This window comes from Halomonas sp. AOP7-B1-5 (assembly GCF_052353045.1).
In the GTDB taxonomy this organism is placed as follows: domain Bacteria; phylum Pseudomonadota; class Gammaproteobacteria; order Pseudomonadales; family Halomonadaceae; genus Vreelandella; species Vreelandella colorata.
In genome coordinates, this window is the sequence record NZ_JBQTDC010000005.1 from 136859 (window position 1) to 150174 (window position 13316).

Annotated in this window: 11 protein-coding genes; 8 read left to right on the top strand and 3 right to left on the bottom strand. The window is 53.6% G+C overall.

Annotated elements, in window-relative coordinates; genetic code table 11:
- Window positions 1-9: 9 nt before the first annotated feature.
- Entirely contained in the window at window positions 10-1728 is a 1719-nt protein-coding gene (locus tag ACT3XD_RS04740) for a protein kinase domain-containing protein (protein ID WP_192537911.1), read from the bottom strand.
- Between the two features lie 254 nt (window positions 1729-1982).
- Here ACT3XD_RS04740 and ppa point away from each other — a divergent pair, with 254 nt between their 5' ends.
- The 8 genes from ppa (at window position 1983) to purH (ending at window position 10864) form a co-directional block, all read left to right on the top strand.
- A complete protein-coding gene (gene ppa, locus ACT3XD_RS04745; protein ID WP_018916021.1) occupies window positions 1983-2513 on the top strand; it encodes an inorganic diphosphatase in 531 nt (176 codons plus the stop codon).
- A gap of 175 nt (window positions 2514-2688) precedes the next feature.
- Window positions 2689-4599 (top strand): protein-disulfide reductase DsbD, encoded by a 1911-nt coding sequence (gene dsbD / locus ACT3XD_RS04750; RefSeq protein ID WP_192537912.1) that lies wholly within the window; start codon window positions 2689-2691, stop codon window positions 4597-4599.
- A 336-nt stretch (window positions 4600-4935) separates the two neighbouring features.
- Window positions 4936-5400: an acetyl-CoA carboxylase biotin carboxyl carrier protein gene (accB, locus tag ACT3XD_RS04755; RefSeq protein WP_192537913.1), complete on the top strand. Its 465-nt coding sequence runs from the start codon at window positions 4936-4938 to the stop codon at window positions 5398-5400.
- Window positions 5401-5430: 30 nt separating this feature from the next.
- Window positions 5431-6771, top strand: a complete 1341-nt coding sequence (gene accC, locus ACT3XD_RS04760; RefSeq protein WP_192537914.1) for an acetyl-CoA carboxylase biotin carboxylase subunit — start codon at window positions 5431-5433, stop codon at window positions 6769-6771.
- Between the two features lie 101 nt (window positions 6772-6872).
- Entirely contained in the window at window positions 6873-7784 is a 912-nt protein-coding gene (prmA, locus tag ACT3XD_RS04765; RefSeq protein ID WP_192537915.1) for a 50S ribosomal protein L11 methyltransferase, read from the top strand.
- Window positions 7785-7873: 89 nt separating this feature from the next.
- Window positions 7874-8914: a tRNA dihydrouridine synthase DusB gene (dusB, locus tag ACT3XD_RS04770; protein ID WP_192537916.1), complete on the top strand. Its 1041-nt coding sequence runs from the start codon at window positions 7874-7876 to the stop codon at window positions 8912-8914.
- On the top strand, window positions 8911-9234 hold the full coding sequence (fis, locus tag ACT3XD_RS04775) for a DNA-binding transcriptional regulator Fis (protein ID WP_192537917.1): 324 nt from the start codon (window positions 8911-8913) through the stop codon (window positions 9232-9234). Before dusB ends, fis begins: the two co-directional genes overlap by 4 nt.
- A 49-nt stretch (window positions 9235-9283) precedes the next feature.
- Window positions 9284-10864: a bifunctional phosphoribosylaminoimidazolecarboxamide formyltransferase/IMP cyclohydrolase gene (gene purH, locus ACT3XD_RS04780; RefSeq protein WP_192537918.1), complete on the top strand. Its 1581-nt coding sequence runs from the start codon at window positions 9284-9286 to the stop codon at window positions 10862-10864.
- 98 nt (window positions 10865-10962) lie between these two features.
- Here the strand turns inward: purH and ACT3XD_RS04785 are convergent, their stop codons facing one another.
- Window positions 10963-12420, bottom strand: coding sequence for an NAD-dependent succinate-semialdehyde dehydrogenase (locus ACT3XD_RS04785; protein ID WP_192537919.1), 1458 nt, complete (start codon window positions 12418-12420; stop codon window positions 10963-10965).
- A gap of 122 nt (window positions 12421-12542) precedes the next feature.
- The gene (folE, locus tag ACT3XD_RS04790) at window positions 12543-13094 is read right to left on the bottom strand and encodes a GTP cyclohydrolase I FolE (RefSeq protein WP_192537920.1); all 552 of its coding nucleotides are present in this window, start codon (window positions 13092-13094) and stop codon (window positions 12543-12545) included.
- Window positions 13095-13316 lie beyond the last annotated feature (222 nt).

Sequence of the window (13316 nt, forward strand, 5' to 3'; positions counted from 1 at the left end):
ATAGCGGCCCTAACGTAGCAGCCACGACAGCACGAGCAGTAACAGCAATACGCCAGCGACCCCCTGCCAGAAATGACGCCGAGGCTCCGTGCGGGGTTCATCCCGGGCGGGTAAACGACCAAGCGGCACACGCAGCGCATGTAAAAATTCCGATAGCCGCCTAAAGCGCAGCGCTCGCTGAGGATCCAGTGCGCGTCTTAACGCTTCATCTAACTCAATGGATATTTCAGGGTTCTGGGCACGTGAGCTGCGGTAACTAAGTTCTTCTAAATCCGTATGACTGCGCAATTTGTTAGGCGTGAATTGATACGGCAACGCCCCGGTCAACAACCAATAAGCGGTTGAGGCTAGCGAGTACTGATCGCTGCGGCGTCCAACGCTGTCGCCTAGCGCATACTCAGGCGCGGTATGCTCGTTAAAACCAATTTGGCGCAGCAACTCTCCCGATTGACGGTGGCCATCCGCTTCACGCATATGACATGCGCTAAAATCATTCAGAATCAGCTTCCCATGCGTATCAATCAAGATATTATCCGGGGTAATTTGTTGATGGATAATATCCCGGTGATGCAGTGCCTGAACGGCTTTGCCCAGCTGATTGGCAATATCGAGCCGCTGGACAAGGCTTGCCTGGGGATGCCTTTCGGCCCACTGGCGAAGCGTCTCGCCTTCCACATGCTGCATTAGATAATAAAGATAGCGCCGCGGCCTTGAAGGCTTTATCACTTTGACAATGAAGGGTGAGTTAACCCGCTCCACAATCCATTGCTGAAGTAGAAAATGCTCCAGATAAGCATTACGCAGTGAAAGCTCGGGGCTTGGCGCCTTCATGACCATTTCCCGCTCCGTATGCACATCCCGTACGCGGTAAACCCGAGACTGCGCATTACGTGAAAGCACTTCAATGACTTCCAGACCATCCAAGCGTTCACCGGGGGCAAGCTCGGGCGGAATCGGTAAGTCGCCGTAAATCAGGCTTGGGTCATCCGGCGACTCTTCGGGAAGCTCATCAATACGCACCAGTTGAAAGCAAAACTGTTCTCCACCGTAGCCACGCTCCTGGGCACGCTGTTTGGCTTCACTGGCCAAGCGCTCGCAGGCAGCATCCAGGTCACTGGCATCCTGGCGAATCAGTCTCACGTAATCTGAGGGCAGCAGCGTGCCGCGCACACCCCGCGTGGTAAATAGAAAAATATCGCCTTGCTTGAGCCCTAGATGGGTGTAATCAATATCCACACTGCCATCCATTCCCAGCGCCCGGGATGGGTAGTGATAGCCGCCGATGTCGGTGACATGATCACGGCTCAGCTGCTCAAACTCAGCGCCACGCAGTCGAAAGACCAGTGTATCGCCCATATGAAACAGATGGGCTTCGCGCTGACGGAAGACCATGACCGACATGGAGGAAACAAAGCCGCCCTCTTTTACATGTTGGCTTTGGCTATAGCACCAGCTGTTCAATGCCCGTAGCACACGAGTTGCCGATGTTTTTGTATCCCAATGGTCGGGCGTGGAAAAGTAGTCTGCCAAAAACCCCCGCACGCTTAAGTCGCCCGCCTGCTTGGCCAGCGTATTGCGTGACACGGAGTCGCTGATAACCGCACAGCCCCCTTTAACTTTCAGTATCGGCGCATCAGGGAAACGCACCGACATGGAGCTGCGATGCAAGCGCCTATCAGGAGCCACAAACGCTTGACCATAACTGATTAGCAACTGGGCATGCCCCACTCATCCTCCTTGGCTAGCCGCTCAGCATAAATTTCTCAGCCGCTATGATACACGCAACGACTTCAATGCGATGCCCAACTAACGTCACGTTTGCACTGATAAACATGATGCGTCGCTGGCACTTGCACGGTGATACGCCCCTAGCACTATGTTGCATTGGCAATCGTTGAGTCATCTTCGTATAATTCCCGCCTATTCGTGCAACGCATCAATTGCTTAGCCACTGCATCACCCAAGGACTTAAGGACTCAACGATGAACTTCGATAACATCCCTGCTGGAAAGGATTTGCCGAACGATATTTACGTGGCGATCGAGATTCCTGCGAACCACGCTCCTATCAAATATGAAATCGATAAAGACATGGGCGCGCTGCTGGTTGACCGCTTCATGGCTACGCCGATGTTCTACCCCGCCAACTATGGTTTTATCCCGCACACACTGGCGGATGATGGCGATGCGCTAGACGCGCTGGTGGTTACTCCTCACCCGGTAGCGCCTGGCAGCATTATCCGTGCGCGCCCCATCGGCATCCTGAACATGACCGATGAAGCGGGCGAAGATGCCAAGCTTGTGTGCGTACCGCACCCTAAACTCAGCACGCTTTATGATGACATTCAAGAAGTTACCGACCTGCCTGAGCTACTGCGTCAGCAAATTGCACACTTCTTTGAGAACTACAAAGACCTTGAAAAAGGCAAGTGGGTAAAAGTTGAATCCTGGGAAGGCGTCGAAGCCGCACGCAAAGCCATTGAGAAATCAGCGGCTGCTTACCAAAAGGCATAAAGTGAACTAACGCTCACGTTTTGTCTCTATTAAGAAGGCCGCCCTCAAGGCGGCCTTCTTATTATGCCAAGCCAACGTTTTTTTATCGTGCTGCTGCCCTATTAAAGTGTCCGGTTTTCCCTGCGCGAGATCTATGCAGGTGCTTATCCCGTCACACCGCCGTTAAGGATGTATCGTGTTATCCATCAAACGCTTAAGTTCGCTCTTGCTTCTCTGTTGCCTGCCCCTGGTTGCCCAAGCACAGTGGTTTTCATCTAGCAGTGAAGATGCGTTTTTACCGGTGATGGAGGCGTTTCAGTCCAGCGCCTGGCACGATGGCGAAACGCTTTATGTGGGTATGCAGATTACTCAGGGCTACTACCTTTACCGGCATCAGTTTGCTGTTGAAAGCCAGACGCCGTCGGTAACGCTGGGTGGCTCCGTTCTGCCGGAAGGCACATTTACCACCGACGAATTTTTCGGCGACGTTTACACGTTCCGTGATCAGGTAGTATTCGAAACGCCTCTGGAAAGTGCCTATTCAGGCCCTATTGATATTGCACTCACCTTTCAGGGATGTGCCGATGCCGGGCTTTGCTATCCTCCAGAACGCGTAGACCTTCAGGCGGCAGAATCAGAACCGCCCGCCCAATATGCTGATTGGCTAAGCGAGAATACCAGCCAAGCTGCTGGCAGCGTAAAGTCTGGCAACACGTCAGACCCCGACATGGCCAGTTCATTCTCAAGCTCTGCTTCAAGTTCTGTTTCAAGTTCTGTTTCAAACCCATCTATAGGCACACCACAAAGTGCCGATAGCCGCTTTAGCACGCTTTTAAGCGAGGCAAGCCTGCCATTGGCATTAGGGCTATTTTTTCTTGCAGGGCTTGGTCTTACGTTTACACCCTGTGTACTACCCATGATTCCGATACTTTCCTCTATTATCGTAGGCCAGAATCCGACCAGACCGCGTGCTTTTGTACTTTCGGCAAGCTACGTACTGGGTATGGCCGTCACTTACGCGGTCGTAGGCGTGCTGATGGGGCTTTTTGGGGCTGGACTGAATCTACAGGCGCGCCTTCAGTCGGCACCGGTATTAATTACGTTTGCTGTTTTATTTACGCTATTTGCACTGGCCATGTTTGGCGCCTTCGAGCTGCGCTTTTCACAACGGCTCACTAATCGTATTGATGCTTGGCAGGCACGCGCCCAAAAAAGCGGCCCTGGCGGTCTGGCTTTAGCGGGGGCACTTTCCGTTTTAGTAGTATCTCCCTGTGTAACGGCCCCTTTGGCGGGGGCGCTGGTGTTTATTTCCTCAACGGGCGATGCCGTTATTGGCGGCGCGGTATTGTTTGCCTTAGGCCTAGGGATGGGCTTGCCGCTGTTGCTCGTCGGCACATTTGGCGTAACACTGCTACCCCGCACAGGCGCTTGGATGAATGGCGTTAAAACCGCCTTTGGCCTGTTGCTGCTGGGTGTCGCGGTCTGGATGATCGAGCGCTTGGTTGCAGGGCCTATCGGGCTATTACTTTGGGCGGCCCTGGCTATTGGCAGCGCGCTGGTGCTTGGCGCTTTAACGTTAAACCAGCGAGCAGGCTGGTCACGTGCTCGACAAACGCTAGGGCTAATGCTGCTGGCCTGGGGAGTCGCCTTAGTGCTGGGCGCAGCCCAGGGCAATAATAACCCCCTGCGCCCGTTAAGCGCCTCAAGCACATCTGAGGCAAGCGCCAACAGAGCGCTCACATTTGAAGAAGTGGGTAGCTTGGACGAGCTGCAGTCAGCACTTGCCCAAGCAGACAACGCTAACCGCCCCGCATTTGTTCATTTCACTGCTGAATGGTGCATCTCATGCAAGGTGATGGAGCGTGATGTTTACCCAGACCCACGTGTTGTGGCTGCCCTGGACGGCTTTACGCTGATTTCAGTCGATGTGACTGATACCACTGCGCAGAGCCGACAGCTGCTGAATCAATACCAGCTCTTTGGCCCGCCAAGTCTACTGTTCTTTAATCAAGGTAATGAGATACGCACAGCGCGCATTCAGGGGGAAGCCACCGCCAATGAGCTTGCCGAACATCTTTCGTCCTTAAAGCAGTGGCTATCGAACTAAAAATATAATCCTTCTGCTTTTGCCTTTGTAGTACTCGGCTCGCGCTAACCATAGGACGGTTATCGCTAAACAACGGCTAAGCTGCTTAGGCCGATAAGGACGGTAGTGGCATGGCGGTCCATCGGACAAGCGCTGGACATGCACTTGTTTTTTCGGCAAACTCCGCTTCCATATTAGTTAAATTCTCAATTTTTTAGCTGTAGAAGGGGTAACGTTCGCTAACATGCAGCGTTCTCTTGTTTTCTTTAATTGGTTTACTGCGCGCCGAACATGCCACATTTCGCTTTACGTTCAGCGTAGCCAGCTCGCAACCTTCAGACATTAATGGGGCTCAGTATGGATATTCGCAAAGTAAAAAAATTGATCGAACTGCTCGAAGAATCAAACATTAGTGAAATCGAAATTCAGGAAGGCGAAGAGTCAGTACGCATCAGCCGCCATCCTAATGGCGCCACTTGGCAGCCCCAGCCAATGCCGCAGTACGGCTACCCGACACAAGCCCCCGCACCAGCCCCGGCCCCCGTTGCTCCAGGCGCTGACATTGAGCCTCAGGGCGCAAGCTTCCGTGGCGATGCCGTTAATTCACCCATGGTCGGCACGTTCTATCGCAGCCCTGCACCCGGCGCTAAATCGTTTGTAGAAGTGGGCGACACCGTTAAACAGGGTGATACCGTTTGCATCGTGGAAGCGATGAAAATGATGAACCAGATCGAAGCCGATCGCGACGGTGTGGTTGAAGCCATCCTGGTGGAAGATGGTGAGCCGGTGGAATTTGATCAGCCCATGATCGTCCTCGCTTAATCTTTCACATCAACACGGGTGGACTCTCCCATGCTGGACAAGGTACTTATCGCGAACCGCGGCGAGATAGCCCTACGTATCCTGCGGGCCTGTAAAGAACTGGGCATCAAAACCGTAGCGGTACACTCTAAGGCCGACCGTGAACTGATGCACGTACGCCTGGCGGATGAAGCTGTGTGTATTGGCCCGGCTTCATCGGCCCAGTCGTATTTAAATATTCCTGCACTGATCAGCGCCGCTGAAGTCACCGACTCAAGCGCGATTCATCCGGGCTACGGCTTTTTGTCTGAAAATGCCAACTTTGCCGAGCAGGTTGAGCGTTCAGGTTTTGCGTTTATTGGTCCGCGCGCTGAAACCATTCGCCTGATGGGCGACAAAGTCAGCGCTATCGAAGCCATGAAGAAAGCCGGTGTACCGACCGTTCCCGGCTCTGACGGCCCGCTTGGCGATGATGATGCTTCGAATCTGGCCGCCGGTAAGCGCGTTGGCTATCCGGTAATTATCAAGGCAGCCGCTGGCGGCGGTGGCCGTGGTATGCGGGTAGTGCATTCCCAAGACCAACTGCTTGAAGCGATTAGCATCACCCAAAACGAAGCCCAGGCAGCGTTTGGTGATGGCACGGTCTACATGGAAAAATTCCTTGAGAAACCGCGTCACGTGGAAGTGCAGGTACTTGCCGATGGCCAGGGCAACGCCATCCACCTGTATGACCGGGACTGCTCACTTCAGCGCCGCCACCAGAAAGTATTGGAAGAAGCCCCCGCCCCCGGCATTGAGCCACAAGCACGTGCTGACGTGCTCGAAGCCTGCCGTCAGGCGTGTATCGAAATCAATTACCGCGGCGCAGGTACGTTTGAGTTTCTGTATGAAGATGGCAAGTTCTTCTTCATCGAAATGAACACCCGTGTTCAGGTAGAGCACCCGGTTACTGAAATGGTAACCGGCGTCGATATCGTTAAAGAGCAGCTGCGCATTGCCTCTGGCCTGCCGCTGTCGATTCGCCAGGAAGACGTAAAGCTTAACGGCCATGCGTTTGAGTGCCGGATCAATGCCGAAGATTCGCGTACCTTTATGCCTTCACCGGGTAAAGTAACGGTATTTCATGCGCCGGGTGGCCTTGGCGTTCGTATGGACTCGCATCTTTATACGGGCTATACCGTTCCGCCTCACTACGACTCCTTGATCGGCAAACTGATCACCTGGGGGGCTGACCGCGAAACGGCGCTGACGCGCATGCGCAACGCCCTGGATGAGCTGCTGGTTGAAGGCATCAAGACCAATATCGATCTGCAGAAAGACCTGGTACGCGATAGTCATTTCCGTCAAGGGGGTGTCAACATTCACTACCTGGAAAAGAAACTCGCTGGCTAATTTAGAAATCAGCTAATTTTACTGGTTAGCCGATAGTGATGCCAAACGGGGTGGCTGAGTCCACCCCGTTACCGTTTTTGTTTCTACTGCGGAGACACGCCATGCCCTGGCTTCAACTTAAAGCCCACGTCGCGCCTGAGCAGGCGGAACTACTCGAAGACCTGCTGCTTGAAGAAGGCGCAACGGCCATTGGGCTTCAGGATGCTCACGACGATCCCGTTTTCGAGCCTGAGCGCGGCACCACGCCTTTATGGCAGGATACGATCTTAACCGGCCTGTACGATGATCTTGAAGGCGTTGAGAGCATGCTTATGCGTATAGCAGCGGCTTGGGCTGAACAGATGCCTGACGAGCCCTGCCCGGCGATTGAGTATGAGCTGCTAGCCGATCGCGACTGGGAACGTGAATGGATGGATGACTTCACGCCACTTCAGATGGGACAGCGGCTCTGGATTGTTCCCAGCTGGCACACCCCACCGCAAGCCGATGCAGTCAACTTGATTCTAGATCCAGGCCTGGCCTTTGGTACCGGCACCCATCCCACCACTGCGCTGTGCCTTGAATGGCTCGATCAGCTAGCGGTTGAGGGCACGCTTGCCGACCAGAACGTGCTGGATATTGGCTGTGGTTCGGGCATTCTGGCGATTGCCGCACTCAAGCTTGGCGCACGCCATGCCGATGGCACGGATATAGACCCCCAGGCGCTGCAAGCAAGCCGCGATAACGCCGAACGTAATCATATTGCTGAACACGATTTAGCGCTTTATTACCCCGAGCAGTTAACTGGCGGCCCCTACCCGGTTGCCACCGCTAATATTTTAGCCGGGCCCTTGGTAGAGCTGGCGCCAATGATCGCTGGACATATCGCACCGAAGGGACGTCTTGCGCTGTCAGGCATTCTTGCCAACCAGGCCCAAGACGTGCTTAGGGCCTACGAAGCAGAAGGCATCATGATGGATGAACCCGTCATTCGCGAAGGCTGGGTACGGCTCACTGGCTATCGCCCCGGTTAATCTGCGAAACAGCCTTCATTCCAATCCCGAGTAGGCGTATCATACGCCTCCTTGAAACGACCTACTCGTTATCCAGCAGCGCAATGTCCATGACCATAGCCACGCAAAAATCGACAGCCATCGGCCCTTACACGTTGTCCAATCAGGTAATTCTGGCGCCTATGGCCGGTGTTACCGACCGTCCCTTTCGCCAGCTATGCCGACAGCTGGGCGCGGGCTGGGTGGTGGGTGAAATGGTAACCGCCGACCCGAGCCTCTGGCATACGCGCAAGTCACAGCTGCGTATGGACCACCAGGGCGAGCCCGACCCGCGCGTAGTCCAGATTGCGGGCGGCGATGCAGAGATGCTTGCTCAGGCAGCTCGGCTAAACGTGGAGCTTGGCGCACAAATTATTGATATCAATATGGGCTGCCCGGCGAAAAAGGTCTGCAACAAGGCAGCAGGGTCTGCCCTGTTACGCGATGAAGCCTTAGTAGCGGAAATTCTGGATGCCGTGGTCAAGGCTGTTGAGGTTCCGGTTACGCTAAAAATTCGTACCGGCTGGTGCGCTGAATCGAACAACGGCGTACGTATTGCTCGGCTTGCAGAAGATGCTGGTATTCAAGCACTGGCCGTTCATGGCCGACATCGCGAACAGCGCTATACTGGATGGGCAGAATACGACACGATTGCCGATATTAAATCGCGTCTTTCGATCCCTGTGATTGCCAATGGTGATATTACAAGCCCTGAAAAAGCAGCTGAAGTCCTTCGTTATACCGGTGCAAACGCGGTAATGGTGGGGCGAGGCGCCCAAGGCAATCCGTGGATTTTTAAACAGATCACCCACTATCTCGAACACGGCAAGCAATTAGCATTGCCAAGCCTTGAAGAGCGTCGCCGCGTGCTCCTAGCGCATGTAGCGGCCCTTCATGCGTTTTACGGAGACACAATGGGTGTGCGTATTGCTCGCAAGCATATTGGCTGGTATCTCGAAAGTGACCAGCGCTTTTGCGAGGCAACACGCCGCCAATTGAAACAACAATTTAATGCGTTAACGTTACCTGAAACGCAATTTAATTGGATTAATGACGCGATGGCGCTTGATGCTGACAAGCGTCTGCTAGCTACAGGAAGCCATGCTGCATGAACGAACGCGATTTTCTTTCCAGCGAGTTATCCTCGCGCCTAGCGGGCACGCTCGCTGACCCGGCGGCAAGCGTTCCACCGCAGCCGTTAAGAGAGGCCGTGGAAACCGCCATGCGCCGCTACTTCGAGCATCTCGATGGCAGCCAGGCCACCGACCTGTACGCCATGGTGATGGCCGAAGTAGAAGCGCCGCTGCTCACTTGTGTCATGGAGCATACGGAAGGTAACCAAACACGAGCAGCTGACGTACTTGGATTAAACCGGGGGACGTTGCGCAAAAAACTCAAGCTTTACGGACTTATCGAAGGTGACGCCCCATAACCATGGGGCGTTGTTGTTTTTATTTCCAACTCTGCATATGAGCACTCTAATGGTTGATAGTACTGCTACCCCTGTTCGCCGCGCTCTTTTGAGCGTTTCTGATAAAACCGGCATCGTGGAGTTTGCCCGCGGCTTATCCGAGCGCGGTATCGAGCTGCTTTCTACAGGCGGTACGTTCCGCTTGCTACAGGAAAATGCCATTGCGGTGACGGAAGTTTCCGAACATACCGGCTTTCCTGAAATTATGGACGGCCGGGTAAAAACCCTGCACCCGAAAATTCATGGCGGCATTCTGGCTCGCCGCGGCCAAGACGATGCCGTCATGGCTGAAAACGATATCACCCCGATTGATATGGTCGTGGTTAACCTCTACCCCTTTGCGGCGACAGTAGCCAAGCCTGACTGCAGCCTGGAAGATGCTATCGAGAATATCGATATCGGTGGCCCGACCATGGTGCGCGCTTGCGCTAAAAACCACGCGTATACCACCATCGTGGTTAATGCCGACGATTATGCCCGCGTGCTTGCAGAGCTTGCGACCAATGATGGTCAAGTGAGCACTGCCACGCGTTTTGACCTTGCGGTAAAAGCCTTTGAACATACCGCAGGCTATGACGGCGCTATCGCGGATTATTTGGGTCGCAAGGTTAATGAGAGCGACGCGACCTTTGCGCGCACGTTTAATCTGCAGCTGCATAAAAAGCAGGACATGCGCTACGGCGAAAACCCGCATCAGCAGGCGGCTTTTTACGTTGACCCTTCCGCCTCGGAGCCCAGCGTTGCTACGGCCACCATGCTCCAGGGCAAACCGCTCTCGTTCAATAACGTGGCTGATACCGATGCGGCCTTTGAATGCGTGAAAGCGTTTGATGAAACGGCCTGCGTGATTGTTAAACACGCTAACCCGTGCGGCGTCGCGATCGGTGCCACCGCGCTAGAGGCTTACGACAAAGCGTTTGCGACCGACCCCACCAGCGCCTTTGGCGGCATTATTGCCTTCAACACGCCGCTTGGAGCCGATACTGCCCGTGCCATTGTTGACCGACAGTTTGTTGAGGTCATTATCGCGCCTGGGGTAAGCGATGAAGCGGTTGCAATTATCGCTGAGAAGAAAAACGTTCGCCTGCTGGATGTAAGCGCTCATTGGCCTGGAGAAACCCAGCCCGCATTTGATTTCAAACGGGTCAACGGTGGCCTGCTGGTACAAGAGCGTGACCAGGGTATGGTGACGCGTGAAGAGATTACCGTGGTAAGCGAACGCGCGCCCTCAGAACAGGAGCTGCGCGATTTGGCATTCGCATGGCGCGTGGCCAAATTCGTTAAATCCAACGCCATTGTTTACGCCAAAGCTGGCCAAACGATCGGTGTCGGTGCAGGCCAGATGAGCCGCGTGTACTCGGCCAAAATTGCGGGTATTAAAGCGGCCGATGAAAACCTGTCCGTACCGGGTTCAGTCATGGCTTCTGACGCTTTCTTCCCGTTCCGTGACGGTATTGATGCAGCCGCCGCCGCGGGTATCACCGCCGTCATTCAGCCGGGCGGCTCGATGCGTGATCAGGAAGTAATTGACGCCGCCAATGAAGCGGGCATCGCCATGGTCTTCACCGGCATGCGTCATTTCCGTCACTAAACAGTAGTGAAATAAATGCGCTAGATAAACAAAAGCCTCGCAAGCACCGCCTGCGAGGCTTTTTTTAACGGCAACAAGCCTGCGATATTCTACTCATGTTAGCCAAGATCAATACACAGGTACTTGGTTTCCAAATACTCTTCCAAGCCTTGATGACCGCCTTCGCGCCCTAAGCCTGACGCTTTGACCCCGCCAAACGGTGCCGACGCATTGGAAATAAGGCCGGTGTTGATCCCGACCATGCCATATTCCAGCGCTTCAGCAACGCGCCAAACTCGCGAGAGATCCCGAGAATAGAAGTAAGACGCCAGCCCATACTGGGTGTCGTTGGCCATTTCAATAGCGGTTTCTTCATCATCAAAGGGGAAAACAGCGGCTAAGGGACCAAAGGTCTCTTCCTGGGCCACCTTCATGTTTTCCTTTGCAAAGCTGATAAGTGTAGGCGTGAAGAAATTGCCACCCAGAGGATGAGGGTGACCGCCCAACAATAGCTCAGCCCCCTTATCAAGCGCGTCTTGAACATGCTCGCTGACTTTCTTGACCCCATCTTCATCAATCAGCGGGCCAATATTAATATTCGGCTGCGTGCCATCACCCACGTTTAGCTCGCTGTTCATGGCTACTGCTAGCTTTTCACAAAATGCATTAATGACGCTGGACTGAACTAAAAAGCGGTTAGTGCAGATACAGGTTTGCCCCGCATTGCGGAACTTGGCAGCCATCGCACCTTCAACGGCAGCATCTAAATCAGCATCTTCAAAAACAATAAACGGTGCGTTACCACCAAGTTCCAGCGAGATTTTCTGTACATGCTCTGAGGCCTTCGCCATCAGCGTTCGGCCCACTTCGGTGGAACCGGTGAAAGTAATTTTGCGGACTTTAGGTGACTGGGTGAGCGCTTCGGCAATTTCACCGGCGCGACCCGGCACCACATTAAAGACGCCGCGCGGTATGCCTGCACGCTCAGCCAATAGCGCTAATGCTGTCGCGGAGAACGGCGTTTGACTGGCAGGCTTGATCACAATAGTACAACCCGCTGCTAAAGCAGCACCGGCCTTGCGGGTAATCATCGCCGCCGGGAAATTCCAGGGGGTAATCGCGCCTACAACGCCAACCGGCTGTTTGGTAACCATGATGCGCTGGTTTGACTTCGAGGCAGGGATGGTCTCGCCGTATACGCGCCGGGCTTCTTCGGCAAACCAGCGCAGAAAACTCGCCGCATAGGCAATTTCACCTTCGGCTTCTTTAACCGGCTTGCCCTGCTCAAACGTCATCAGCAGCGCAAGATCATGCTGATGCTCAAGCATTAAATCGTGCCACTTGAGTAGAAGATCAGCGCGCTCCTGCGCGGTTAACGAACGCCATGCGGGTAAAGCGGCGTCGGCTGCATCAATCGCACGCTCAGTTTCCGCTTTGCCTAAGCGGGGCATGTCCCCCACCGGCTTGCCCGTGGCGGGGTTAATAACGTTAATTTGTTCTCCACTGTCAGCGGCTACCCAACTGCCGTCGATATAGGCAAAGGGGCTATACAGCTGTGTCTCTTTTAACGCTTCCATGACAGACTCCTGGCCAAAAGATGGCCCTGTGGGCTCATATTTACGCTTTCATGCTAAGACGAAACCACGTAATTAACCAAGTGTTTGGCCAATATCGCCACTCTGACCATGGAAACGCCACCTTAATTAATCAGCGTTAAAAACTCCTGACGCGTGGCGGGGTTATCACGGAACCCACCCAGCATTACCGATGAAGTCATGCTTGAGTTCTGCTTTTCTACGCCACGCATCATCATGCACAAATGCCGCGCTTCCACCACGACAGCCACCCCTTTCGCACCGGTCACCTGCTGGACAGCATCGGCAATTTCACGGGTCAGACTTTCCTGAATCTGCATACGCCGCGCATACATATCGACAATACGTGCAAATTTAGAAAGCCCTAACACTTTGCCATCCGGTAAATAGGCAATGTGGCATTTACCAATGAAGGGTAATAAGTGGTGCTCACACATAGAGTAAAGCTCTATATTTTTTACCAGCACCATCTCATCGGTCTTGGATTCAAAAACCGCTCCGTTAATGATTTCTTCGAGCGATTGCTGATAGCCTGCGTTTAAAAACTGCATGGCCTTAGCTGCGCGCTTAGGCGTATCCCGCAGCCCTTCACGATCAGGATCTTCACCAAGAGCAGTAATAATTTGGCGATAATGCTGGGCGATGTCATCGGTCATATCAAGTCTCACTAAAACGGTGCCTGTCTACTCGATGCAACTGCTCATCGTGGCAACTCCATCGACAAGCCAAGCATCCTAAGCAGTGCCTAAGCCCTTTATTCATAAGTTATGCAATATGAAGTCAGTAAAAAGCTAATGCAAATTAATATAAGTATTAAAAAAACGCGTTATCAAATTATTTTAACGCACCTAATCGCTATGTGGCAGATGGCAACGACT